Annotated in this window: 23 protein-coding genes; 11 read left to right on the top strand and 12 right to left on the bottom strand. The window is 70.2% G+C overall.

All coding sequences use genetic code 11. The features are described 5' to 3' along the window. Nucleotides 1–43 precede the first annotated feature (43 nt). A complete protein-coding gene (locus CEG14_RS10295) occupies nt 44–1,015 on the top strand; it encodes an LLM class flavin-dependent oxidoreductase (protein ID WP_094826278.1) in 972 nt (323 codons plus the stop codon). A gap of 24 nt (nt 1,016–1,039) precedes the next feature. Here the strand turns inward: CEG14_RS10295 and CEG14_RS10290 are convergent, their stop codons facing one another. Together CEG14_RS10290 and CEG14_RS10285 are read right to left on the bottom strand one after the other, a co-directional pair. Further along, nucleotides 1,040–1,621 carry a GTP cyclohydrolase II gene (locus CEG14_RS10290; protein WP_256985778.1) on the bottom strand — a complete coding sequence of 194 codons (582 nt, stop codon included), beginning with the start codon at nt 1,619–1,621 and terminating at the stop codon, nt 1,040–1,042. 601 nt (nt 1,622–2,222) lie between these two features. Next, nucleotides 2,223–2,711, bottom strand: a complete 489-nt coding sequence (locus CEG14_RS10285; RefSeq protein WP_094826277.1) for an Lrp/AsnC family transcriptional regulator — start codon at nt 2,709–2,711, stop codon at nt 2,223–2,225. A gap of 119 nt (nt 2,712–2,830) precedes the next feature. Here CEG14_RS10285 and CEG14_RS10280 point away from each other — a divergent pair, with 119 nt between their 5' ends. Then, nucleotides 2,831–3,862: a histone deacetylase family protein gene (locus CEG14_RS10280; RefSeq protein ID WP_094826276.1), complete on the top strand. Its 1,032-nt coding sequence runs from the start codon at nt 2,831–2,833 to the stop codon at nt 3,860–3,862. Between the two features lie 127 nt (nt 3,863–3,989). Here the strand turns inward: CEG14_RS10280 and CEG14_RS10275 are convergent, their stop codons facing one another. From CEG14_RS10275 to CEG14_RS10260, 4 genes are all read right to left on the bottom strand, one after another. Beyond that, on the bottom strand, nt 3,990–4,412 hold the full coding sequence (locus tag CEG14_RS10275; RefSeq protein WP_094826275.1) for a hypothetical protein: 423 nt from the start codon (nt 4,410–4,412) through the stop codon (nt 3,990–3,992). A gap of 159 nt (nt 4,413–4,571) precedes the next feature. Continuing rightward, a complete protein-coding gene (locus CEG14_RS10270) occupies nt 4,572–5,588 on the bottom strand; it encodes a c-type cytochrome (protein ID WP_143277188.1) in 1,017 nt (338 codons plus the stop codon). A 24-nt stretch (nt 5,589–5,612) separates the two neighbouring features. Further along, nucleotides 5,613–7,382, bottom strand: a complete 1,770-nt coding sequence (locus tag CEG14_RS10265; RefSeq protein ID WP_094826274.1) for a GMC family oxidoreductase — start codon at nt 7,380–7,382, stop codon at nt 5,613–5,615. Further along, on the bottom strand, nt 7,375–8,211 hold the full coding sequence (locus CEG14_RS10260; RefSeq protein ID WP_176461454.1) for a gluconate 2-dehydrogenase subunit 3 family protein: 837 nt from the start codon (nt 8,209–8,211) through the stop codon (nt 7,375–7,377). The genes CEG14_RS10265 and CEG14_RS10260 overlap by 8 nt, the downstream gene beginning before the upstream one ends. Before the next feature lie 129 nt (nt 8,212–8,340). On the opposite strand from CEG14_RS10260, the gene CEG14_RS10255 reads away from it, so the two are divergent. Both CEG14_RS10255 and CEG14_RS10250 read left to right on the top strand, forming a co-directional pair. Next, nucleotides 8,341–8,772 (top strand): hypothetical protein, encoded by a 432-nt coding sequence (locus CEG14_RS10255; protein ID WP_094826273.1) that lies wholly within the window; start codon nt 8,341–8,343, stop codon nt 8,770–8,772. A gap of 83 nt (nt 8,773–8,855) precedes the next feature. Continuing rightward, nucleotides 8,856–9,122 (top strand): hypothetical protein, encoded by a 267-nt coding sequence (locus CEG14_RS10250; RefSeq protein ID WP_094826272.1) that lies wholly within the window; start codon nt 8,856–8,858, stop codon nt 9,120–9,122. 81 nt (nt 9,123–9,203) lie between these two features. Here the strand turns inward: CEG14_RS10250 and CEG14_RS10245 are convergent, their stop codons facing one another. The 3 genes from CEG14_RS10245 to CEG14_RS10235 all read right to left on the bottom strand — a co-directional run bounded on the left by CEG14_RS10245 (nt 9,204) and on the right by CEG14_RS10235 (nt 11,562). Continuing rightward, entirely contained in the window at nt 9,204–10,040 is an 837-nt protein-coding gene (locus CEG14_RS10245; RefSeq protein WP_094826271.1) for a symmetrical bis(5'-nucleosyl)-tetraphosphatase, read from the bottom strand. 12 nt (nt 10,041–10,052) lie between these two features. Further along, complete coding sequence (locus tag CEG14_RS10240) at nt 10,053–10,319, bottom strand: DUF1488 family protein (protein ID WP_094826270.1); 267 nt, start codon at nt 10,317–10,319, stop codon at nt 10,053–10,055. A gap of 73 nt (nt 10,320–10,392) precedes the next feature. Further along, entirely contained in the window at nt 10,393–11,562 is a 1,170-nt protein-coding gene (locus CEG14_RS10235; RefSeq protein WP_094826269.1) for a zinc-dependent alcohol dehydrogenase, read from the bottom strand. Between the two features lie 279 nt (nt 11,563–11,841). Between CEG14_RS10235 and CEG14_RS10230 the strand changes: the two genes are divergently transcribed. Then, on the top strand, nt 11,842–12,363 hold the full coding sequence (locus CEG14_RS10230; protein WP_094826268.1) for a DUF421 domain-containing protein: 522 nt from the start codon (nt 11,842–11,844) through the stop codon (nt 12,361–12,363). A gap of 56 nt (nt 12,364–12,419) precedes the next feature. Next, on the top strand, nt 12,420–12,725 hold the full coding sequence (locus CEG14_RS10225; protein ID WP_094826267.1) for a hypothetical protein: 306 nt from the start codon (nt 12,420–12,422) through the stop codon (nt 12,723–12,725). 32 nt (nt 12,726–12,757) lie between these two features. On the opposite strand, the gene CEG14_RS10220 is transcribed toward CEG14_RS10225, so the two are convergent. Then, nucleotides 12,758–14,224, bottom strand: coding sequence for an L-lactate permease (locus CEG14_RS10220; protein WP_094826266.1), 1,467 nt, complete (start codon nt 14,222–14,224; stop codon nt 12,758–12,760). A gap of 128 nt (nt 14,225–14,352) precedes the next feature. Beyond that, nucleotides 14,353–15,237, bottom strand: a complete 885-nt coding sequence (locus tag CEG14_RS10215) for an aldo/keto reductase family oxidoreductase (RefSeq protein ID WP_094826265.1) — start codon at nt 15,235–15,237, stop codon at nt 14,353–14,355. 106 nt (nt 15,238–15,343) lie between these two features. Between CEG14_RS10215 and CEG14_RS10210 the strand changes: the two genes are divergently transcribed. From CEG14_RS10210 to CEG14_RS10195, 4 genes are all read left to right on the top strand, one after another. Beyond that, nucleotides 15,344–16,267: a LysR family transcriptional regulator gene (locus CEG14_RS10210; protein WP_094826264.1), complete on the top strand. Its 924-nt coding sequence runs from the start codon at nt 15,344–15,346 to the stop codon at nt 16,265–16,267. 295 nt (nt 16,268–16,562) lie between these two features. Continuing rightward, complete coding sequence (locus CEG14_RS10205) at nt 16,563–17,801, top strand: MFS transporter (RefSeq protein ID WP_094826263.1); 1,239 nt, start codon at nt 16,563–16,565, stop codon at nt 17,799–17,801. A 148-nt stretch (nt 17,802–17,949) separates the two neighbouring features. After that, nucleotides 17,950–19,179, top strand: coding sequence for an SMI1/KNR4 family protein (locus CEG14_RS10200; RefSeq protein ID WP_094826262.1), 1,230 nt, complete (start codon nt 17,950–17,952; stop codon nt 19,177–19,179). After that, entirely contained in the window at nt 19,176–19,841 is a 666-nt protein-coding gene (locus CEG14_RS10195) for a lysozyme inhibitor LprI family protein (protein WP_094826261.1), read from the top strand. The genes CEG14_RS10200 and CEG14_RS10195 overlap by 4 nt, the downstream gene beginning before the upstream one ends. Before the next feature lie 25 nt (nt 19,842–19,866). On the opposite strand, the gene CEG14_RS10190 is transcribed toward CEG14_RS10195, so the two are convergent. Then, on the bottom strand, nt 19,867–21,192 hold the full coding sequence (locus tag CEG14_RS10190) for an LLM class flavin-dependent oxidoreductase (RefSeq protein WP_094826260.1): 1,326 nt from the start codon (nt 21,190–21,192) through the stop codon (nt 19,867–19,869). Nucleotides 21,193–21,376: 184 nt separating this feature from the next. On the opposite strand from CEG14_RS10190, the gene CEG14_RS10185 reads away from it, so the two are divergent. Next, the gene (locus CEG14_RS10185; RefSeq protein WP_094826259.1) at nt 21,377–22,429 is read left to right on the top strand and encodes an ABC transporter substrate-binding protein; all 1,053 of its coding nucleotides are present in this window, start codon (nt 21,377–21,379) and stop codon (nt 22,427–22,429) included. Nucleotides 22,430–22,432 lie beyond the last annotated feature (3 nt).

Here is a 22,432-nt window from a genome sequence, read left to right as displayed (position 1 = left end):
CGCCCGCCGCCCGATTGCCACGACTCAACACAGGAATCCCATCATGCCCGCCCTATCCATTCTCGATCTGGTGATGATCGGCGAAGGCAAAGACCTCGCCACCGCCATCGACGAATCCACCCAGCTCGCGCAGGCGGTCGAACCGCAGGGCTACACGCGCTATTGGATCGCCGAACACCACGACATGCCCGGCATCGGCTCGGCCGCCACCTCGCTCATCATCGACCGGATCGCCGCGGCGACGCGCACCCTCCGCGTCGGCTCGGGCGGCATCATGCTGCCCAATCACGCGCCGCTGGCCGTGGCCGAGCAGTTCGGCACCCTGAACGCGCTCTACCCCGGCCGCATCGACCTGGGCATGGGCCGCGCGCCCGGCAGCGCGGGCGCGGCGGTGCGCGCCCTGCGGCGTGGCGTGCCCGAGACCGAGTTTTCCGATGACGTGGCCGAGGTGATGGACTACCTAGCCAACAACGGCCGGCGCGCCGCCCACGGCGTGCCCGGCACCCACGAGGTGCCGGTATGGATCCTGGGCTCCAGTCTCTATGGCGCGCAGCTCGCCGCCGCGTTCGGCCTGCCGTTCGCCTTTGCCTCGCACTTCGCACCACGCTTTCTGGACCAGGCGGTCGACATCTACCGCAAGACCTTCCGGCCGTCGAAGTGGCTGGCGCAGCCGTATGTGATGGTGGGCGCGAACATCTTCGCGGCGGACACCCGCGAGGAGGCGGAATTCCTGGCCAGCTCGCATCGGCAGTGGATGCTCAATCTGCACATGGGCCGGATGGGCCTGTTACCGCGGCCCATGGAGAACTACGTGGCCGGCCTGCACGAGCACGAACGCCAGGTCATGGACCAGGTCCTGGCCATGACGGTGGCCGGCGACAAGGCGCAGGTGCGCGCCTGGATCGACGCCGTGGTGGCGCGCACCGGCGCCGACGAGTTGATGATCGACAGCCGCATCTACGATCCGGCGCAGCGCGCGCGCTCGCACGTGCTGGTGGCCGAGGCCATGCGCTGAACGGCGCGGGCTGCGCGCCCGTGCTTACCAGTCGTCCTGGTCCAGCTGGATCAGATGGCGGGTGCGTTCGACCTTGGCCTGCAGATAGGCCAGGTTGTGGACGCTGGAGAACACGCCGGTCGGGCGCATGGCGTCCACGGCGATGCCCAGCGCTTCGAGCTGGGCGCGCTTGTCGGGGTTGTTGGTGAGCAGCTCGATGCGGCTCACGCCGAGCGCCTTCAGCATCTGGGCGGCGGCCGTGTAGTCGCGTTCGTCCAGGCCATGGCCCAGTTCAAGGTTGGCCGCGTAGGTGTCGCGGCCCTGCTCCTGCAGCCGGTAGGCGTCGAGCTTGGAATACAGGCCGATGCCGCGCCCTTCCTGGCGCAGGTAGAGCAGATAACCGCCCTCCTTTTTCAGCACGCGCAACGCTTCCTGGAGCTGCGGGCCGCAATCGCAGCGCAGCGAGCCGAACACGTCGCCGGTCAGGCATTCGGAGTGCAGGCGCACCAGCGGCACGGCGCCCGGCGTGCCGAACCGCAGCGCGACGTGCTCTTTGCCATCGGCCAGCCCGTCGAAGCTGAATGAGACGGCCGAGGCTTCGCTGGCATCTTCCAGGCGGATCGGCAGTTGCACCGTGGCGCGCACGGTGGCGCACGGCGGAAGAGCGGGGATTTGCGGAGTAACAGCGGTCACGGCGAAAACTTGGAGATGATGTGGGTGTTGCGGGCAGCACGCGGCCGCCTGGCGCGCCGCTCAGCCGGGTCGAAATCGCCCGTGCGGCGCACGCAATGTCGGAAGGGTAACGCATCCCTCCGACTCTCACCGAAAACACGCACCCGCCGCCGGGGTATCGCCGGGGCGCGGCGCCCGGCAAGACCAACAGAATTGGAACACCCTGTTCCGCCCGGGCAGCGGCTCCGATCCAGGAAAGCACGCCCGCCGTCCGCCTGGCGCCGGTGCCAAACAAAGGTGTCAGACTGCAATTTCCGCGCCCCAAAACAAAGGTGTCAGACTACATTTTTGCCGTACAAGCCCCGCCGCGAGGCGCAGCGGAAATTGCAGTCTGACACCTTTGTTGGGGCGGACGCCGACTCGAAAAATGCAGTCTGACACCTTTGTTTGGCGGCATGCATTCTCAGAAAATGCAGTCTGACACCTTTGTTCTGTGGGGCGCGGCCCGGGAAATTGCAGTCTGACACCTTTGTTTGGGGCGGCTGCGGCGCGGGGGTCAGTCGGGGAGGACGGGGATGCGGGTTTCGGCCTTGACTTCGCGCAGGGCGAGGCTGGACTGGATGGCGGCGATGCCGGGTTGGCGGCGCAGGACGTCTTCGACGAAGCGGCCGTAGCTCTCCAGGTCGCGCGCGACGACGGTGAGTACGTAATCGGCCTCCCCGGTCACCTTGTGGCAGGCCAGCACCTGCGGCAGGGCCTGGATCACCTTCTCGAAGCGGTCGGGGGCATCGCCGGAGTGGTCGCCGAAGCGCACCTGGGCGTAGGCCAGCACGTCGAAGCCGAGCTTGCGGCGGTCGAGATTGGCCGGGTAGTCGCGAATCACGCCCAACTCCTCAAGGCGCTTGCGGCGTCGCCAGCAAGGCGTGACGGTGAGCGACAGCTCCTCGGCCAGGGCCGAGCTCGACAGCGAGCCGTCCTGCTGAAGCCGGGCCAACAGGGCACGATCCACCGTGTCGAGCGTTTCGGAAGCAAAGTCTTTGCTCATATCGAACCTTGATGCGAGAGTCTTTGCGCCACAGGCGCGATGGCTGCGAATATAGCAAAGACATTTCCAGGCCGGTGGGCGACCATTCCGGGTCCCGCAACCCCGCTCCTGCCCGCCCCATGCTCACCGTCTACAGCCCCGACCACCGCCTGCACCATGGTTCCGAACTCAAGGATGGCGCCGTCAAGCCCTCCTTCGAGGCGCCGGATCGCGCCGAGATGATCCTGGCCCGGGTGCGGGCCAGCGGCCTGGGCGAGGTGATCCGCGAGGACACGTTCGACCGCGCCTGCTATGTGGCGGCCCACAGCGAGCGCTACGTGTCGTTCCTGGAACACGCCTGGTCCGAATGGGCCGCGACCGGCCGCAGCCACGACGCGCTGCCCCTGATCTGGCCGGTGCGCGACCTCGCGATCGACGAGGAGCCGGGCTTCATCGATGGCAAGCTGGGCTTTTATGCCATGGATGCGGGCGCGCCCATCACGGCTGGCACCTGGGCCGCCGTCAGCGCCAGCGCCAATGTCGCCCTCACCGCGATGGACCGCGTGCTGGCCGGGCAGGCGGGCGCCTTCGGCCTGTGTCGGCCGCCTGGCCATCACGCCGCGCGCGAATACATGGGCGGCTATTGCTATCTCAACAACGCCGCCATCGCCGCCGAACGCGCGCTCAGCAAGGGCGCCGCGCGCGTGGCCATCCTCGACGTGGACTTCCATCACGGCAACGGCACGCAGAACATCTTCCACGAGCGCGACGACGTGCTGTTCGTGTCGCTGCACGGCGACCCCCACGTCTGCTATCCGTATTTCTCCGGCTACTTGGGCGAGACCGGCGCCGGCCGGGGAGCAGGCTACACGGCCAACTACCCCCTGCCGCAGGGCACCGAATGGGAAGCCTACCGCGAGGCGCTGGCGCACGGCCTCGGCCGCATCCGGGAGCACGCGCCCGACGTGCTCGTGGTTTCGCTCGGCGTCGATACCTTCGAGGGCGACCCGATCAGCCACTTCCGCCTCACCAATGGCGACTTCATCCGCCTCGGCGAGCTCATCGCCGGCGCCGGCCTGCCGACGGTCTTCGTGATGGAGGGCGGCTACATGGTGGACGATATCGGCGTGAACGTGGTCAACACCCTGCAGGGCTACGCCGCCCGGCGCTGAGCCGCCCGGCCCGCCTTGCCGGCGAGACGCGCGACACACGCAACAGGCGCAGCGTCGCAGCCGCGACCTTTCACAACGACAAAGGCCGGGACGCACCCGGCCTTCCTGCCCTTCCGACCGCGCGGGCCTACAGCCGGGCGCGCGTGCCCAGGAACTCGAGGTACTTGGGCTCTTCGTCCTCGAAGATCTCCGCGCCCGCACCCATGTAGGCGCGCATCAGCTCGTCGGCCGCGGCATCGAGCTGGTCGGCGTCGAACGCCAGCTGGCCCAGGCGAAGGTGGATGAAGGGGTTGCCGATGCCGCCCGGACACTGCAACGCCAGGCCGAAGGTCTCGGCGCTGGCCTCGCCGTCGCCCGCCAGAAAGCAGGTGTCGCCGATCGCGACCAGGATCCAGGTCGCCGCCTCCCAGCGCTGCTTGGGCTCGGGCAGCAGGTCCCAGGCCTCGTCGTAGCAATCCAGCGCGTCGTCGAGCTCGCCCGCCTCCACGTGCGCATCGCCCTCTGCGCAAAGGGTCTTGATCTGTTCGTGGAGGGCGTCGTCGAGTTGCATCGTGGTGATCCGCTGTTTCATGAATGGGCGACAGTGTAATGAGGAAAGCGCCGCGCTGGATAGCGCCGCGCCGGACAGCGCCCCGCGCCAAAGCGCCGCGTCATTGGACAAGGCGCGCTTGCGCCATCACACCATCGCCCCATGACAGGACGGCGCGCCTCAGGGCCGCGCGGCGGCGGGCGCCGCTGCGGCAGGCGCCGCTCCCGCCGCCCCTGGTGCCGCGCCCGGGTTATCTGCGCCCGCATTCTGCTGCGTCGTACCCATGCTCTCGTAATAGCGCGCCAGCGCCACGATCTCTTCCGGTGTGAGCCGTTGGGCGAACGCGCGCATCACGCCCACGTCGTCGTTCTGGCGCTGGCCGCTGCGAAAGCCGTTCATCTGATCGACGAAATACACGCCCGGCTGGCCGGCCAGGCGCGGCAGCAGCACGCCCTCGCCGCGCCCCTGCAGGCCATGACAATTGGCGCAGGCGGGCAAGGCGCGCGGGCCGTCGCCCGTCACGTCGAGCCGCGCGGCCTGCGGAAAGTTGGCCGCCGGCCCGCGGTCCGCGTCCGGCGCGGCATGGGGCAGGCTGCCGTAGTAGCGCGCCAGGTCCGCGATCTCCTGTTCGTCCAGCGCCTTCGCGATCCCGCTCATGAGCGGATGCGGGCGCGTGCCCTCGCGGAAGTCCCACAGCTGCTTGGCCAGGTATTCCTGCGAGAGCCCCGCCAGGTTCGGAAACGCGCCGCCCAGCGGCGTGATGCCCGCCGCGCCGTGGCAGGTCACACAGGCCTGCACCGGCGTCTGCTGCTTGCCATCGCGCGTGACCTGCTTGCCGTCGCGCGCCAATCGCTTGCCCGCGTCGATGTCGCCCTTGGCGAGACCGGCCTGCCAGGCCGGGCCCGGCGTGCTGAAGTCGAGCGCGCTGCGGCCCGGCACGGCGGGGGCCTTGCCGGCCGCCACCACGGCCGGCAGCGCCGGGGCCTGGGCTGCCCCCGACGAGGCCGTCTGGCCAGCGGGCGCGGCCGCCCCGGACGCCTGTGGCGCCGCCACGGCCGGCGGCTGCGCCACCTTGGCGGGCAGGATCAGGCCGTCGCCGCCCGTGCCGACCATCTGATAGGCCGTGGCGATGAGCGTGATGATGGGCAGGCCGAACATCAGCGCCACTGCCACAGTGATACCGCGATGCGATGCCATGATGAAACACTCCTGGCGTGGGCCTCAGGTGACCAGCGGACCGGGCGACTTCAGGTAGTCGGCCTTGATCTTGTCGACGATCCAGTAAGCGGTGGCGCCGACCGTGCCGGTGGGGTTGTAGCCGGAGTTCTGCGGAAACAGCGCCGCGCCGGTCACGAACACATTGGGCACGTCCCACACCTGTCCGTAGCAATTGACGACGCTGGTCGCCGGATCGGCGCCCATCGCCGCGCCGCCGGTCAGGTGGGTGGACTGATACGCGGCTGCGGTGAAGGGCTTCTTGCGCGGACCCGGCTCGGTCTGGACGACGCCGCGCATGGCCTTGCCGATCTCGTCGCCCCGCGCGGTCAGGAAGGCCGACATGCGGATGTCGTTGTCCGGGAAGTCGTAGGTCACGCGCAGCAGCGGCAGCCCCCACGCATCCTTGTAGGTCGGGTCCAGGCTCAGGTAGCCGCCGCGCGTCGGCTGCGCCGAACCGGTGATGGTGATCGAGGCCGAATGGTTGTAGTAGCGGCGCACCGACTCCTTCCACGCGCCACCCCACGCCGCCGTGCCCTTGGGCACCGGGTGGTAGCCGATGGGCGCGCCGCTCACCACCTGGATCTGCAGATAGCCGCCGCCCACGAAGCCCAGCGGGCCGTGGTCGAAGTTGTCGGCGCTGAAGTCGTCCATCGTCACCGCCACGGCGCCCGCGCCCATGAACGGGTTGATGTGCGTCTTCTCGTCGAAGAACAGATTCACGCCCGAGGTGGTCTGGTGGGTGTAGTTGCGGCCCACCACGCCGGTGTTGGTCGCCGGGTCGTAGGGCTTGCCGATGCCCGAGAGCAGCAGCAGGCGCACGTTGTTGATGCCGAAGGCGCACAGCACCACGATCTCGGCCGGCTGGAACACCTCGGTGCCGGCCGCATCGATATAGGTCACGCCGCGGGCGCGCTTGCGATCTTCCGACAGCTCGACCCGCAGCACGTGGGCCCCCGTGCGCAGTTCGAACGTGTCGAGCTTGAGCGCCACCGGCAGCACACAGACCTGCGGCGAGGCCTTGGCATAGTGCTCGCAGCCGAAGTTGGAACAGAAGCCGCAGTACACGCAGGCGCTCATGTGCAGCCCCTCCGTGTTGACGTAGGGCCGCGTACAGAGCGCCGACGGCTGCACGTAGGGGTGATAGCCCAGGCTGCGCGCCGCCTCGCCGAACAGCGCCGGCGCATAGGGCACCTTCATGGGCGGATTCGGATAGGGCCGCGAGCGCCAGGGCTCGAACGGATTGCCGCCCTCCTGCTTCTGGCCGCGCAGATTGCCGGCCACCCCGGACGCGCCGATCAGGTAATCGAAGCGGTCGAAATACGGCTCCAGCTCGTCGTAGCCGATGCCCCAGTCCTGACAGGTGAGGTCGTCGTCGAAGATCTTCGCACCGTAGCGCTCGGTGTAATGGCTGCGCATGCGGAAGTCGGTGGGATCGAAGCGATAGTAGGCACCCGACCAGTGGTTGCCGGCGCCGCCCAGGTGGGTGCCCGGATACGCAAACTGCCAGCGCCGCATCGGCAACGCCTTCTGGCCGTCGTGATTGCGAAAGGTGAAGGTCTCGGTGGCGGTGTTCTGGTGCAGCGCGTGGCGGCGCGTGTACTTGAGCTCGTCGTGCACCGTCGGGCCCTGGAAGTCGTCGGCGGGCCAGCGCGCTTCGCCGCGCTCGAGCACGACCACCCGCTGGCCGTTGGCGGCGAGCTCCTTGCCGATGATGGCGCCGGTCCAGCCGCCGCCCACGATGGCGACATCGACGGCGGGCAGTGTCTTAGCCATGCCGGCCTCCTTGCGCAGCGGGTGCCTGGCCCGGAGGCGGCGCGTGCCCCTCCCCGGGCGCATGGTGATGCGCGCGCGCCTGCGCGATCGACACCGGCTGCCCCTGCCACACCACGCCGTGGCGTTCGATATCGTTCGAGAAGCTGGCATATGCACCGGGGAAGCCCACCAGCTTCCAGCCCACCATGTCGACATTGCCGCCGTACAGCGGGTCGCTGAAGAAGCCCTCCATGGTGCCCTCGAGCAGCGCCTGGAAAAACACCGCGGCCGGCAGCGGGCCGAGGTCGGGCTTGCCCTGCTGCAGCGCCGTCAACCATTCGTCCTGCGCCTTCGCGTCGAGCTCGGCAAACGCTTTGCCGGCCTGCTTGCGCACCGCCTCGTCGAATGCGGCGAGTCCGCGCCGGTACATCTCGGCGGGCGTGAACGACAACTGGTATCCCTGCTCCGGCGTGCCGGCCTCGAACGGCCCTTGCCGATAGAGATGATCGCCGGCGCCCCACGCGCCCGCGAGCTGCCCGTCGAGAAACCGCGTGACGCCGGCCTCCTTGGCGCCCGGGCCGAGCGCGTCGGCCGGAATCAGGCGCGCCGCGATCGCGTCCATCAGCGTGGCCTCGCGCTCGTTGAAAAACCGCAAAGGCGCCGCCACGGCCTCGGCCGGCGCGGCCGCAGCGCCTGCGGGCGCTGCGGTCTGGGCCTGCGCGCCCGGCAGCGCCAACGCGCCGGGCACCCCGAGCGTGAGCGCCTTGAGCACGTTGCGCCGACCAGGCCGGCTGGGCGCTTCGGCCGCCACGATGGGAATCACGGGTGACGCCTTCTTAATCGGGTCCATATCACGCTCCGTGTGGGGACGGGCCCCGTCAGCAAGCCCCTTGCCCGGCATGGCGCTTGCAAACCCCGTCCGCAGGGCCCCCAGGCCCAATCGTCCCTTTCTAGTTCCAATCGATCGCGAGGTCCAATCATGTTTAACAATCGAAAACTGGCGGGCGCATGTTGCGCGCTGCTGCTGGCCTGGCCCATGGCGCAGGTGCAGGCCCAGGGCGCCGGGGGCGCGGCGGGCTCCGGTGCGGCCGACGGGGCTGGCAGCGCGACCCAGTCGGGTGCCACGGGCGCCGGCCAGAACAATGCCGGTAAAAACGACGGCACGCGGCAATCCTTACCGTCCGACGCCTCGGGCAACGCCAACCAGGGCGTGGGCAACACCCAGCCCAAGCCCACCGACCGAGCGCGGCCGGACCGCGACGGCGCCAACACCGACCGCAAGCACCAGGGCGGCAGCGACACGCGCGGCAGCCAGGGCGGCTCGGGCGCCACCACGGGCTCCACCGGCCAGGGCGGCATGCCCGGCTCGGGTGCCTCGTCCGGCTCGGGCGGCACTAGCGACACGCGCTGATGCTTGCGCACACAACTTTCGCCGGGCCACGCGCCCGGTGACGCTGCTTTCCTGAAACGAGCGCGATGCGGAGGAATCCAACCATGCCCGATGACACCCGCCGACCCGACCGGCTGCCCGGCCAGCCCGACACCAACGCAGGCGCCCTGCGTCCCGGCAAGATGCCGGCCGACGCGAGCGGCCCGGATATCGACCACCCGCCACAAGCGCAGAGCCGTCGGGGCACCGGCTTCGACCATGCCGAGGCGATCGAAGAAAGAGAGGCTCGCGACGGCACGCTGCCCGGCGGTCCCGACACCCAACGCGCGGCCGAGCGCCGCCCCGCCGCCACGCCGGACCGCGACGACTGACATGCGCCGGCGCGGGCCCTCCCTCCGAGCGAGGGCCCGCGCCACCCGCCTGCGCACGCCTGGCCATCATGCAAGTCGGGTTCAGCCCGGGTGCGCCGGATGTCCGCCCGCCGTGCTCGACACCTGCACCAGCTTCAGGTCCGGCAGGCGCAATGCGCTCAACGCGCCGCCGGTCACACATGCGGTGTCCACGCAGATTGCATCGGGCCTGACCATCAGGCCTAGCGTGGCCCAGTGCCCGAACAGCACCGTCAGGCGGCGATCGGCGCGCCGCGGCGCGTCGAACCACGGCATGCTGCCGGCCGGCCAGTGGCCGGGGGTGGCGGCGGCCCTGAAATGCAACTCGCCCGCACAACCGCACAGCCGCATGCGGGTCAGCGCGCACGCGATGAAGGCATGGCGGTCCGGCCCGTTGGCATGGTCGCGCCAGTGCCCGGCCGTGCGGCGGCTGAGGCGACGCATGTGGGCGCGCCAGCCCGGCTCGCGCAGCAGGGCCTCGAGCTCCGCCGCCCGCGCCACCGCCTCCTCCCCGTCCCAGCCGGGATAAAGGCCCGCATGCGCGAGCAGGTAGTCGCCGTCGCGCAACGCCAGCGGACGGCTGCGCAACCAGTCGATCAATGCCGCGGCATCCGGCGCGTCCAGCAGATCCTGGAGGGTGTCGCCCGCCGCCGGCGGCAGTGCGCCGGCCGCGATCGCGAGCGCACGCAGGTCGTGGTTGCCCAGCACGACCGTCGCGCGCGCGCCGAGCTCGCGCACCCGCCGCAGCGTCGCCGCGTTCGCCACGCCGCGATTCACCAGGTCGCCGGTGAACCAGAGCGGGCAGTCCGGATCGGCCTGCAGCTCGGGATGGGCAAGCAGTGCTGCCAGCGCGGCGTCGCAGCCGTGCACGTCGCCGATGAGCCAGGCCGTGGCCCGCATGGCGTCCGTGCCTCAGCGCGCTTCGAAGTCGCCCGCACCGAGCTCGATGGGGCCGTCGGCGGGCACCCACTGGCTGCGCTTGCCGATCTCGCGCAGCTCATCGGCACCCCGTTCGAAGGCGGCCAGCAACGCTGCCGGCGTATCGTCGTCGGCGCCGAAATGCTCGCGCAGCACCGCGCCGGAAATCTCGAAGTCGCGCACGACGCCGCCTGTCTCCATCTGGAACACGATGGTGTCGTCGCGGACGTGGGCGCCGGTGTCCTTGGTAAATTTCGTCATGTTCGCTCTCCTGGTCAAGCCGATGGCGGCAACGGCGCCATCGGTCATCTGTCGGAATGGCCGCGCGCGCCGCTCAAGGCCGCAGCACGACCTTGACGCAGCCGTCCTTCTTGTCGCGGAAGGTCTTGTAGAGCTCGGGCCCCTCCGCCAAGGGCGCTTCATGCGTGATGATGAAGGACGGGTCGATCTCGCCGTCCGCGATCAGCTGCGTCAGCTCGTCGGTCCAGCGCCGCACGTGGGTCTGGCCCATGCGCCAGGTCAGGCCCTTGTTCATCGACGCACCGAACGGGATCTTGTCGATCATGCCGCCGTACACGCCGGGCACCGACAGCACGCCGGCCGGGCGGCACACATAAATCATCTCGCGCAGCACGTGCGGCCGGTCGGTTTCCGCGCCAACCGCCTGCTTGGCGCGATCGTAGATCGCGTCGAGCGAGCCGGTGGCATGCGCCTCGAGCCCCACCGCGTCGATGCACTTGTCGGGGCCCCGCCCCGCAGTCAGTTCGCGCAGGCATTCGACCACGCTCTGGTCCTCGAAGTTGATGGTGACGGCGCCAATCTGCGCCGCCATCTGCAGGCGCTCGGGCACGCGGTCGATGCAGATCACCTGGCGCGCCCCTTGTAGTTGCGCGCTCAACACGGTCATCAGCCCGACCGGGCCCGCGCCCCACACCGCCACCGTGTCCTCGGGTCGGATCTCGCATTGCGCGGCCGCCTGCCAGCCGGTGGGCAGAACGTCGCCCAGGAACAGCACCTGATCGTCGCTCAGGCCGTCAGGCACCTTGATGTGGGTACTGTCGGCGAACGGCACCCGCACATACTCGGCCTGCCCGCCCGGGTAGCCGCCGGTGAGATGGGTGTAGCCAAACAGGCCGGCGGTGGTGTGGCCGAACATCTTGGCCGCCTTGTCGGCGTTGCGATTGGTGCGCTCGCAGACCGAGAAGTTGCCGCGCCGGCATTGATCGCATTCGCCGCAGGTGATGGTGAACGGCACGACCACCCGCTCGCCGACCTGCAGCCCGCCGCATTCGCGCCCCACCTCGACCACCTCGCCCATGAACTCATGGCCCATGATGTCGCCGTGGTGCATGTCCGGCATGAAGCCATCGAACAGATGCAGGTCCGAGCCGCAGATCGCGCAGGCGCTGACCCGCACGATGGCGTCGCGCGGCTGTTCGATCACGGGATCGGGAACGGTTTCATAGCGGATATCGTGCTTGCCCTGCCAGCAAAGTGCCTTCATGAGAATCTCCGTGGGTGGCACTGTCACGCAGCGCCGGTGGTTTCAGCCAGTCCGTGCAATCAGGCGCGCTGTCCCGCGCCCGGCCTGCGGTCTGCCCAGCATCGGCCGTGCCCATGCTCACCGACGCTCCCCCCGGCGCGAACGCCTTGCGCATGGGCACGCCAGTTGCTTCGCCTAACGCGTCGCCCGTGGTCGCAACAGGACGGATGCGGCACCGCTCGCCTCTGCGCGCGGCCTCGCGGGTTGATTGCGCACGCAACGTCCCACTGGAACCCCCCTATGAAATCGCTTGTCGATATCTTTGCGCTTCAAGCCGGCTTCCTGGAAATGTTCGTACGCGGCACCACCATCTACTGGGTGTTGTTCGCCCTCTTGCGCATTTCCGGCCGGCGCGACCTCGGCTCGCTCGGAACGGCCGACATGCTGGTGCTCGTGCTGGTCGCGGACGCGGCCGGCAACGCCATGTCGGGTGACTCGTATTCGTTGGGCGACGGCGTGATCGTCGTGTGCACCATCGTCGGATGGAGCTTCGTGCTCGATCGCGCGACCTATCGATTTCCCGGGCTGCGCCGCGTGCTCGAGCCCAGCCGCGTGTGCCTGGTGCGCGACGGACGCATCGACGTCAAGGGCCTGCGGCGCGAACACGTGAGCCGCTCCGAACTCATGGAGCAGCTCAGGCTGAAGGGCATCGCCACGCTCGACGAGGTGAGGCGCGCGTATATCGAATCCAATGGCGAATTCAGCGTGCTGCGCGCTGCCCAGGCGCAAGGCGACGGCGAGTCGACGCTCGACGAACCCTGAACGCTCGGCACGCCAACCCCATCCGGCGGACGACCGCCGCAACCCAGGAGCCCCCCATGACCCACCCCAAGCCAGGCGGCCCGGCCGCCGAACCGGCCCCGCCGCCGGACCAGGACCGCAACGACCCCGGCCAGCCCGCCGCGCCCGAGCCCTCCTCCGAACCGCAGGTCGACATCGCCGACAAAGTGCAAAAGGGCTTGTCCGACGCGAATGCGCGCTCGGACAAGGGCAGCAACGAGGACGAGGATCGGGCCACGCGGCCCGCGGGCGGCGGCCCCGCGGCCGACTCCCGCGACGGCGTGTTCAAGCCCGCGGACGATACGCCCGGCACGCTGCCCACCGGCAAGGGCCCGCGCGTCTGAACCGCCTCCGCATGCGGGGCGTGCGCAGGCGCTCAGCCCAGCCCGATCAGCACGCCGGCCGCCAGCGTCAGCAGCAGCGCCGCCGCCAGCGCGTAAGGCAGCAGCGCCACATAAACGGCACGCTCCTGGCCGGCGCCCTGCGCCAGCCCGGCCGCGATCGACATGCGCACGGGTGAGAACAGGCTGAGCTGCGAGCCCGACACGTGCTGGATCGCGGCCACCGCCAGCACGCTGAATCCGGCCTGCAACGCCAGCGCCACCTGCGACGGCATGAACAGGCTGTTGGGTGCGTTGCCGCTGTTGGCGAGGATGCCGAACACGCCCGACAGCACCGGCGTGAACAGGATCGCCTGTGCCTGCAGGGCCTCGAACATGCCGCGGGCAAAGGCCTGCGAGATGCCGGCAGCGGTCAGGATCTCGGCCATCATGGCAAACAGGAAGACCGTGTAGACCGCGTTCCGGCCGGTGCGCCACGCGCCCGCCGCCTGTGCGGGCAAGGTGCGCCCCTGTCCACGCCACAGCGCGGTCAGCACGCCGCCGGCGACGAGCCAGCTGCCGGCGTGAAACAAGGGCTGCCAGGCCGGCAGATCGGCGTAGGGCAAGAACGCGGGCTGGCGCAACCGCGCGGCCACGGCCGGCATGCGGGTCAGCACCAAGGCCCCGATCAGCACGACGAACGGCAGCGCCGCATGCACGGCCTGCCGCAGCCGCGCCGCATCGGGGCGCTCGTCGGCCAGAAAACGCAACACGATGAGCGGGCCGTACGCCGCCAGCAAGGCGGTCTCGGGCCCCAGCTGCCAGGTGGCGAGCGCGAGCAGCGCCAGCGCGGCGGCGATCCAGCCGGCCTCCGCGGCGTACTCCCCGCGCGCGGCGCCCAGGTTTGCCAGGCGCGCGGTGCGCCAGAACAGCAGCAGCCACACCCCCATCAGCAGCGCCACCAGCGGCATCGCGTAAAGCGCCAGATCGGTGGCGGGCATGCGCGTGTACGCCGCCGCGAGCATCGTGCCGCTGCCCATCGCGCCCCACGGGATGAGCGTCTGGCTCAACAGGGCGAAGATCATGACGTGGCGCGGCGCCAATCCCAGTGGCCGGATCATGGCGACGGTGCCGAGCATGCCGACGCCGAAGCCGGTGGCCGACTCGGCAAACGGCCCGACCAGGAAACAGGCGAAAAAGACGAGCCGCCGGCGCGCCCGTGTCGGCAGACGGTGCGCGGCCGGCATGGCGCTCGCGGCCTCGGGCGCGGCGGCCCGCGCCGCCAATTGCCAGAACAGCAGCCCGCCCAGGATGTACGGCGCGATCGTGACGCCGATCCAGCCGCCGCGCAGCAGCGCCTGCACGACGCCGTCGAGCGCGAAACCGGCCTGTGGCCCCGCCCACACCGCCACCGGCACCGCGGCCAGCACGCCGAGCGCGGCCGCGGTCACCGTGGACACGCGGCCGCTGGCGATGGCGGCGATGACGACCAGGGTGGGCACGGACCAGATCAGATACGGCATGGACGGCGGCGAGGAGCGTGGCGATGGGTGGCTATGCTAATGCATGGCGCCCGGCCGCGCTGCCGCCGTCCGGCCGCGTGTCGCCGTGGTTGCGCGCGCATCCAATCCGCCGACCGCGCGCGGCGGTTCTAGGCGCGCGCGCCGATGCCGTCCAGGATGGCGAGCGCCTCGTCCGGCAGGACGATCGCGCCGGCCGCCAGGTTCTCCCGCAGGTGGGCGACCGACGAGGTGCCGGGAATCAGCAGGATGTTCGGCGCCCGTTGCAGCAGCCATGCGAGCGCCACCTGCATCGGCGTATGGCCGAGGCTGCGCGCCACGTCCGACAAGGCCTGCGACTGCAGGGGGTTGAAGCCGCCGAGCGGAAAGAACGGCACGTAAGCGATGCCGTCGCGCGCCAGCTGGTCGATGAGCGTGTCGTCCGTGCGCTGCGCCAGGTTGTAGAGATTCTGCACGCACACGATCTCGGTGATCGCGCGGCCTTCGGCCACCTGGGCCGCGGTGACGTTGCTCAGCCCCACGTGGCGCACCAGGCCCTGCCGCTGCAGCTCGGCCAGCACCGTGAGCGGCGCCTCGATCGAGCCCTCGGCCGGCGCAAAGGGATCGAACATGATGCGCAGGTTCACCACGTCGAGCACTTCACGTCCGAGGTTGCGCAGGTTGTCATGCACCGCGCGGGTCAATGCTTCGGCCGAATAGGCCGGCAGCCAGGCGGCATCGTCGCCGCGGCGCGCCCCGATCTTGGTCACGATCGTAAGCTCGTCCGGATACGGCGCCAGCGCATCGCGGATCAGCTGGTTGGTGACGTGCGGGCCGTAGAAGTCGCTGGTGTCGATGTGATCGACGCCCGCCGCCACGGCCTCGCGCAGCACGGCCAGCGCGGCGTCGCGTTCCTTGGGCGGGCCGAACACGCCGGGTCCGGCGAGCTGCATGGCGCCATAGCCCAGGCGCTTGACCTGGCGGCTGCCGAGCTGCCAGTGGCCGGCTTGGGAAAGAGAGGAAGAATTCGAGGTCATGACGGGCTCCGAGGTGTCTGTGGAAGGAACAGGCATTCAAGATAGAGCCGGATCCGCCCGTTGATAATCCCGTACAATCCGCACAGCCTGTACGGGTTATCGGACAATGCACATCGACCTGAACGATCTCAATGCCTTCGTGGCCGTGGCCCGGGCGGGCGGCTTCCGCGAGGCCGCGCGGCTGGGCAATACCAACCCCTCGCGCCTGAGCGACGCATTGCGGCGGGTCGAGGCGCGCCTGGGCGTGCGCCTTCTGCATCGCACCACTCGCAGCGTGTCGCTCACCGAGGCCGGCCGCAACCTGCTGGCGCGGCTCGACCCCGCGCTGAGCGAGATGGAGGCGGCCATCGACACCTTCAGCCGCAGCGCCGACCAGCCCGCCGGCACCCTGCGGCTGAACGTGTCGCTCAGCGCCTCGCGCCTGGTCCTGCCGGCGCTGGTCCCGCCCTTTCTCGCCGAGTACCCCGACATCCGGCTCGACGTGGTGGCCGAGGAAAGCTTCGTCGACATCCTGGCCGAGGGCTGCGACGCCGGCATCCGTTATGGAGAAAGCCTGGAGCAGGACATGATCGCGCTGCCGATCGGCCCGCGCGTGCAACGGTTCGCGGCCGCCGCCTCGCCCGCCTACCTGGCGCGCCACGGCACGCCGCGCCATCCGCGCGACCTGATGCAGCATGCCTGCCTGCGCGGGCGGTTCCCGAGCGGCGCCATGCCGCCGTGGGAGTTCGAACGCAACGGCGAGCGCCACCAACTCGAGCCCACCGGCCCGCTGGTGGTGCGGATCGGCGGTGCGGTGGACCTGGCGATCGACGCCGCCTGCGCCGGCACCGGCATCGTCTATCTGTTCGAGGATTGGTTGCGCCCGCAATTCGACGCGGGCACGCTCGTGCCTGTCCTGCCCAAGTGGTGGCCCAGCTTTCCCGGCCCGTATCTCTATTACTCGGGCCGACGCTTCACGCCCGCACCGCTCAGGGCTTTCGTCGAGTTCGTGCGCCGAGCCAACGCCGAATCGGCGACGATGAAAGCCTGATCGCCGACGTTTGCGCCGCAGCGGCCCCTGCCGAGCGCGCGGATCCGCAGGGCCCGCGCACACGCCACCGGTGCCTGGGCCGGCCGGCGATCCGGCGGAATGGACGGCCGCCGGCGCGCACGTTGCCCGCCGCCGCAATCGGGCCTACCATTCCTGTCTCCCGCCCTTCTTCCCGCTGTCTCCCCATGGATTCCTGCTGCACGCCGCACCCCTGTTTTCCGCCGCCATGCGGAGGCAGCCCGGGGCCCCGCGGCGCAGCCCCGCACCCCACGGCACGCATTGCGGTGCGCGCCGCATGAGCGCCACGCCCGCCGGCGCCAGCGAGGCGCGTGTTCCCTTCTCCGTCAGCTTCCTGCTCGGCATCGCCCAGATCCTGATCTGGGGCGGCTCGTTCTTCCTGCTGTCGGTGCTGGCCGATCCGATCCATCGCGACACGCAGTGGTCGATGTCGTGGATCTACGGCGCCCTGACCGTGGGCGTGCTGATCTCCGGCCTGTTGTCGCCACGCGCCAACGCCTTCATCGCGCGCGGCCAGGGCCGCCAGGTGCTGGTGGCCTCGGGCTGGATCGTCGCCGCCGGTCTGTGCGTGGTGGGCGCCGCGCCCAATCTGTGGGTGTTCTTCGCGGGCTGGTGCCTGATCGGCGCGGGCATGGCGGGCGGCCTGTACGATCCGCTGTTCGCCACGCTGGGCATCATGTATCGCCAGCGCGCGCGCCCGGTCATCAATGCGATCACGCTGATCGCGGGCTTTGCCACCACGGTGGTCTGGCCCGTGCTCGCCTGGATGGTGGAACCGCTGGGCTGGCGCGCCACCTGCGCCGTCTACGCCGCCGTGCTGGTGCTCGTGAACACACCGCTCTATCTCAAGGCGCTGCCCGCCGCGGCGCCGCCCGCTGCCGACGCGGCAGCCGCCGCGGGCAAGGCCGCGGGCAGGGCCGCCGACAAGGCCGCCCTCACCGCTGCGCTCGCAACCGTACCGCGCAGCACCTACTGGCTGCTGTCCTGCGTGTTCTCCATCGCTGCCATCCTGATGACGGCGGTATCGGTGCAGATCATCGTGCTGCTGCAGGGGGTGGGCCACAGCCAGGCCTCCGCCATCGCGCTGGGCGCGCTCATCGGGCCCAGCATGGTGCTGATGCGCGTCATCACCTTCAGCATCAAGAACCTGCATCCGATGTGGATGGCCCTGATCTCGGCGGCGTTCGTCGCGCTCGGCCTGGGCCTGATCCTCGTCAGTCCGCAGGCGGCCGCCGTGGGCATCGTGTGCTACGGCATCGGCAATGGCCTGCGCGCGCTGGTGCGCGGCACGCTGCCGCTCGCCATGCTGCCGGCCAGCGCCCTCGCGCCCGTGATGGGCCGGCTGGCCCGTTCCTCGCTGATCTTCCAGGCCCTCACGCCGCTCGCCTGCGGCATGCTCATCACCCACATCGGCACGATCGGCACGCTGTGGCTGCTGCTCGTGCTGGCGCTGGTCAACCTGGGCCTGACCGCGTGGCTGCGGCAGCGCGTGTTGCAGGCGATGGCGGCCGTGTGAACGCCTGCCGCGCCCGCCCGCGACATGGCTGCTTGCAGGCATTTGCATTTGGGCACGGATTGGCGCGCCACGCGCGGGCCCGAGCCCTTATGCTCCCAGCCGCAAGCCGCGCCGCGCGCGGTTCCCTCCTCTCTCATCAGAAGCATTCATGAGCGACGCCTTTTCCCCTGACGAGCTGCGCGTGCTGCGCGAACACGGCATCGCCCTGTTTGCCGGCCGCGTGCTGATCGACGTGCAGCCGCCCCTGGACCCGGCCCGGATCGCGCAGATCGAGGCGCTCTGCGCCGGACCGCTGCCGCCCGCCCTGCTCGACCTCTGGCGCCTGACCGCCGGCGGCGAGCTGGCCTATGACCTGCACGCCACGATGGACGGCAACGAGGAAGCCCTGAGCTGGGCCGAGCTGTTCTACGACGGCAGCGACCACTACCGCGACCTGGCCGGCTGGATCGAGCACGAGCAGGAATGCGCCGAAGCGGCCGCCCACGACGAAGGCACGCCCTGGGACGGCAAGCTGCACTACCTGCCCATCGGCGGCTTCGAGTATTGCGATCGCATCTACGTCGTCGTCAACGGCGGTCCGCAGGCGGGCAGCGTGGTGGCCTGGAAACAGGGTCTTCCCGGCTGGACCCACGCGCTGCAGCAGGACGCCGTCGCCACGGTGGCGCCCGACCTGTACGCCGCATTCGCGGCCCTGTGCCTGGAAACCGACCCCGAAGACGACCTCGACAGCGCGGGCGTGCGGCTGCTCGAGTACCTCGACGAGCGCGTCGACGGCCATGGCCTGGCGCGCGAACTCGCCGACCGCCTGGTGGTCTTCTATCGCGCGGCCATGCTCGACTGGCGCGCGCCGCTGGCCGCCAACACGATCGCGGCGCAGCCGCGCCTCGCCCACATTGCGCTGGACCATGCGATCAAGACCGACGATGCCGGCCTGGTACGCCAGCTGGCCGGTCAGGGCGTGGCGCTGGACGGCCCCCTGCGCGGCAGCGCGCTGCCGCTGGAAGTGGCGCTGATGCGCCAGGCCTGGCGCGCCGCGCGCGCGCTGGTCGAGGCCGGTTCGCCCGTCATCGACGATGCGATCCACCGCATCGACCGCGAGCCCGATCCCGCGCTGGTGGCGCTGCTGCTCGCGCGCGGCGCGGTGGCCGATGGCAAGGGCGTGGCCCGCTGCGTGGCCTGCGGCTCGGAGGCGTCGGCCCGCGCCATCCTCGGCGCCGCGCCGCAAGACCTGGGCGCGGACTACGTGGCCGCGCGCGACACGCTGCTGGCCGACTACGAAGACGCGCTGGCCAAGGTGAAGCGCGGCAAGCTCGGCCATTATCTGGGCGCCGACGGCCTGGCCGAACGCATCGCCCGTCTACGGGAGTTCCAACCATGAAGCATCTGTTGTCCGCCGCCCTGCTGCTGAGCGCAGGCGCCTCCTGCGCGGCCGCGCCGTCGTTCGATTGCGCCAAGGCGCGCAGCGCGGTCGAGAAGGCCATCTGCGCCGACCCGGCCCTGGCCGAGCGCGACGCCAGCATCGCGCGCCATTACCAGGCGGCCCGCAAGGCCTTCGACACGTCCGCCGCCGCCGCGCTGGCGCAGGACCAGCGCTACTTCATCGGCAGCCGCGACGCGGCCTTCGAGCGGCCGTTCAACTACGACACGCCCAAGGAAGAGCTGGCCGACCGCCTGAAGCAGCGCGATGCCTTCCTGCAGCGCTTTTCGCACGCGCCGCGCCCCGGCCTGGAGGGCGAGTGGGCCAACCTCATCGGCGGCGTGACGATCACGCGTGCCGCCGACGGCACGCTGCACGCCCATGCCAACGGCGCGCAGCCGCACAACGCACGCTGGCTCTGCGACGTGGAAGGCCCGCTCACGCTCAAGGACGGCGTCGGCACGCTGGCCGACAGCGCCGACAACGAGGGCTGGACGGTCCGTTTCCGCCGCCAGGGCGATGCGCTGGTCGTCGAGGAAGTCTCGCCCGGCGGCGAAGGCGGCAACCGGCCCTATTGCGGCTTCAACGGTTTTCTCGAAGGCAGCTACCTGCCGGTGAAGTGACGCTTGCGAGCGGGCACCCGCCCGCTCAGCGAAAGTGGCGGTTCTCCGGCCGCGGCAGGCCGAGATGTTCGCGCAGCGTGCTGCCTTCGTACTCGCGCCGGAACAGCCCCCGGCCCTGAAGCTCCGGGATGACGTCCGCCACGAACGCGTCGAGCCCGCCCGGCAGCCACGGGAACATCACGTTGAAGCCGTCGGCGCCCTCTTGTTCCAGCCACTGCTGCATCTGGTCGGCGATCTGGCGAGCGGTGCCCACGAACGCCAGCCCGCCGTAGCCGCCGAGCCGCTGCGCCAGCTGCCGCACGGTCAGCCCCTCTTCCTCGGCAAGCCGCAAGACGCGTTCGCGGCTGCTCTTGCTCGCGTTGGTTTCCGGGATCGGCGGCAGCCTGCCGTCCGGATCGAAACGGCTGGCGTCGCAGCCCAGCGCGATGGACAGCGACGCGATCGCGCTCTGTTCGTGCACCAGGCTGTCCAGCCGCGCCCGGATCGCGCGGGCCGCCTCGGCCGTCTCGCCCACCACCACCAGCGCGCCGGGCAGGATCTTCAGATGGTCGCGATTGCGGCCCAGACGATCCATGCGCCCCTTCACGTCGGCATAGAAGGCCCGTCCATCGGCCAGCGTCGGCTGCGCCGCGAAGATCACCTCGGCCGTCTCGGCCGCGAGCTGGCGGCCAGGTTCTGACGCGCCCGCCTGCACGATGACCGGCCAGCCCTGCACCGGCCGGGCGATGTGCAGCGGGCCCTTCACCGACAGGTGCTCGCCGCGGTGATCGAGCGTGTGCAGCCTGGCCGGATCGAAGTACACGCCACTGTCGGCGTCGCGCACGAAGGCGTCGTCGGCCCAGCTGTCCCACAGGCCGGTCACCACGTCGTAGAACTCGCGGGCCCGCGCGTAGCGCAGCGCGTGGTCGGGCTGTTCGGTGCGGCCGAAGTTGAGTGCCGCGTCCGGATTGGCCGTGGTCACGATGTTCCAGCCCGCCCGGCCCGCGCTCAGGTGGTCGAGCGAGGCGAAGCGCCGCGCCACGTGGAAGGGTTCGTCGAAGGTCGTGGAGGCCGTGGCCACCAGGCCGATGCGCTCGGTGGCCTGGCTCAGCGCCGACAGCAGCGTGAAGGGCTCGAACGACGTCGCCGTGTGGCTGCGCTTGAGCGCCTCGATCGGCATGTTGAGCAGCGCCAGGTGGTCGGCCATGAAGAAGGCGTCGAACCGCGCCCGCTCCAGCGTCTGCGCATAGCGCCGCAGCGCCGGGTAATTGAAGTTGGCGTCGCGTTGGGCGCCCGGATAGCGCCAGGCGCCGGTGTGGATGCTGACCGGGCGCATGAAGGCGCCCAGCCTGAGTTGACGTTGCGCGGGCATGAGGCGGCCCCAGGGTTGCAGGCCATCACCATAGTCCCGCGTGGGGCGCGCGCGAACGACGCTTTCGGCATATCGGTATGCGCCGACCGGCCCCAAGCATATGCCGAGATATTCTTTGTGCGCGCAACGAGCCGCCCCTAGCATGACCGCAAGCTATGACACCCCTCACTTCGGATCACGCAGCATGAGTTCGTTCAAGAAACTGGCCACCATCGACACCGCGCGGCGGCGTCTGCTCTTCAACATCGGCGTGGCCGCAACCGCCGGGGTGGCCGGCGTGTCGCTGCCGCGCGCCGTGCTGGCCCAGGCCCGCGAGCAGGCCGTGCTGGCCTCGGGCAGCGCCGGCTATACCTGGGCCCTGCCATTCGTGGCCGAGAGCGCCGGCTACTGGAAAGACCGCAACGTCGACCTGAAGGTGCTGGACTTCCCCACCGGCCGCGACTCGATGCAGGCCCTGCTGGCCGGCTCCGCCAATTTCTCCACCACCACCGACACGCCCTTCGTGTTCGCGGTGCTGCAGGGCCTCAAGCCCGGCGTCCTGGCCAACTTCTCGCGCTACTCCTACGACATGAAGATCGTGGCGCGCGAGGGCAGCGGTATCAAGGCCGACGATCCCGCCAGCCTGAAGGGCAAGAAGGTCGGCACGCCAGCCGGCACCTCCGGCCAGTACGCGCTGGCGCGCTATCTGGATTTTGCCGGCCTGGGCCAGCGCGACGTGACCCAGGTCAACCTGGCGCCCACCGACCTGATCGGCGCGCTGGTGCGGGGCGACATCGATGCCTTCTCCTGGACCGCGCAGGCCGGCAACGCCGCCTTGCGCCAGAGCGGCGGCAAGGCCTATTTCCTCACCCAGACCGGCTACGAGAAGTTTTTCCGCAGCCATCAGTTGCTGCTGGTGAACCAGAACACCCTGGACAATCGCGGACCGCTGGTGCGCGACGCCATCGCCGCCCTGCTCGACGCGGAAAAGCGCATTGCGCAGGATCCGGCCTGGCCCGAACTGATCGCCGCGCGCATCCGCAGCACGCCGGCCGAGGTCAAGCAGGCCACCTCGGTGTTCGAGTTCAAGGTCGGTTTCGACGACAGCTTCATCGAAGACCTGGTCGTGCAGGCGCAATGGGCGATCGACAACAAGCTCTCGCCCAAGCCGGCCGGGGATCTGCGCACTCTGTTCCGCGCCGCGATCAAGGACGCGCCCCTCGCCGCCGCCGCGCCCGAGCGCGTCACGCTGTCCTGAACC

It is taken from the genome of Bordetella genomosp. 1 (assembly GCF_002261335.1).
Classification (GTDB): domain Bacteria; phylum Pseudomonadota; class Gammaproteobacteria; order Burkholderiales; family Burkholderiaceae_B; genus Bordetella.
Note: the sequence above shows the minus strand (reverse complement) of the source record. Positions and strands in the feature narration are given on the sequence as shown.

Bases quoted from the DNA above. Each gene is read 5' to 3' on its own strand.
- CEG14_RS10295 (WP_094826278.1), top strand. From the start codon at position 44: ATGCCCGCCCTATCCATTCTCGATCTGGTGATGATCGGCGAAGGCAAA.
- CEG14_RS10285 (WP_094826277.1), bottom strand. From the start codon at position 2,711: ATGAGCAAAGACTTTGCTTCCGAAACGCTCGACACGGTGGATCGTGCC.
- CEG14_RS10280 (WP_094826276.1), top strand. From the start codon at position 2,831: ATGCTCACCGTCTACAGCCCCGACCACCGCCTGCACCATGGTTCCGAA.
- CEG14_RS10275 (WP_094826275.1), bottom strand. From the start codon at position 4,412: ATGCAACTCGACGACGCCCTCCACGAACAGATCAAGACCCTTTGCGCA.
- CEG14_RS10270 (WP_143277188.1), bottom strand. From the start codon at position 5,588: ATGGCATCGCATCGCGGTATCACTGTGGCAGTGGCGCTGATGTTCGGC.
- CEG14_RS10265 (WP_094826274.1), bottom strand. From the start codon at position 7,382: ATGGCTAAGACACTGCCCGCCGTCGATGTCGCCATCGTGGGCGGCGGC.
- CEG14_RS10260 (WP_176461454.1), bottom strand. From the start codon at position 8,211: ATGGACCCGATTAAGAAGGCGTCACCCGTGATTCCCATCGTGGCGGCC.
- CEG14_RS10255 (WP_094826273.1), top strand. From the start codon at position 8,341: ATGTTTAACAATCGAAAACTGGCGGGCGCATGTTGCGCGCTGCTGCTG.
- CEG14_RS10250 (WP_094826272.1), top strand. From the start codon at position 8,856: ATGCCCGATGACACCCGCCGACCCGACCGGCTGCCCGGCCAGCCCGAC.
- CEG14_RS10245 (WP_094826271.1), bottom strand. From the start codon at position 10,040: ATGCGGGCCACGGCCTGGCTCATCGGCGACGTGCACGGCTGCGACGCC.
- CEG14_RS10240 (WP_094826270.1), bottom strand. From the start codon at position 10,319: ATGACGAAATTTACCAAGGACACCGGCGCCCACGTCCGCGACGACACC.
- CEG14_RS10235 (WP_094826269.1), bottom strand. From the start codon at position 11,562: ATGAAGGCACTTTGCTGGCAGGGCAAGCACGATATCCGCTATGAAACC.
- CEG14_RS10230 (WP_094826268.1), top strand. From the start codon at position 11,842: ATGAAATCGCTTGTCGATATCTTTGCGCTTCAAGCCGGCTTCCTGGAA.
- CEG14_RS10225 (WP_094826267.1), top strand. From the start codon at position 12,420: ATGACCCACCCCAAGCCAGGCGGCCCGGCCGCCGAACCGGCCCCGCCG.
- CEG14_RS10220 (WP_094826266.1), bottom strand. From the start codon at position 14,224: ATGCCGTATCTGATCTGGTCCGTGCCCACCCTGGTCGTCATCGCCGCC.
- CEG14_RS10215 (WP_094826265.1), bottom strand. From the start codon at position 15,237: ATGACCTCGAATTCTTCCTCTCTTTCCCAAGCCGGCCACTGGCAGCTC.
- CEG14_RS10210 (WP_094826264.1), top strand. From the start codon at position 15,344: ATGCACATCGACCTGAACGATCTCAATGCCTTCGTGGCCGTGGCCCGG.
- CEG14_RS10205 (WP_094826263.1), top strand. From the start codon at position 16,563: ATGAGCGCCACGCCCGCCGGCGCCAGCGAGGCGCGTGTTCCCTTCTCC.
- CEG14_RS10200 (WP_094826262.1), top strand. From the start codon at position 17,950: ATGAGCGACGCCTTTTCCCCTGACGAGCTGCGCGTGCTGCGCGAACAC.
- CEG14_RS10195 (WP_094826261.1), top strand. From the start codon at position 19,176: ATGAAGCATCTGTTGTCCGCCGCCCTGCTGCTGAGCGCAGGCGCCTCC.
- CEG14_RS10190 (WP_094826260.1), bottom strand. From the start codon at position 21,192: ATGCCCGCGCAACGTCAACTCAGGCTGGGCGCCTTCATGCGCCCGGTC.
- CEG14_RS10185 (WP_094826259.1), top strand. From the start codon at position 21,377: ATGAGTTCGTTCAAGAAACTGGCCACCATCGACACCGCGCGGCGGCGT.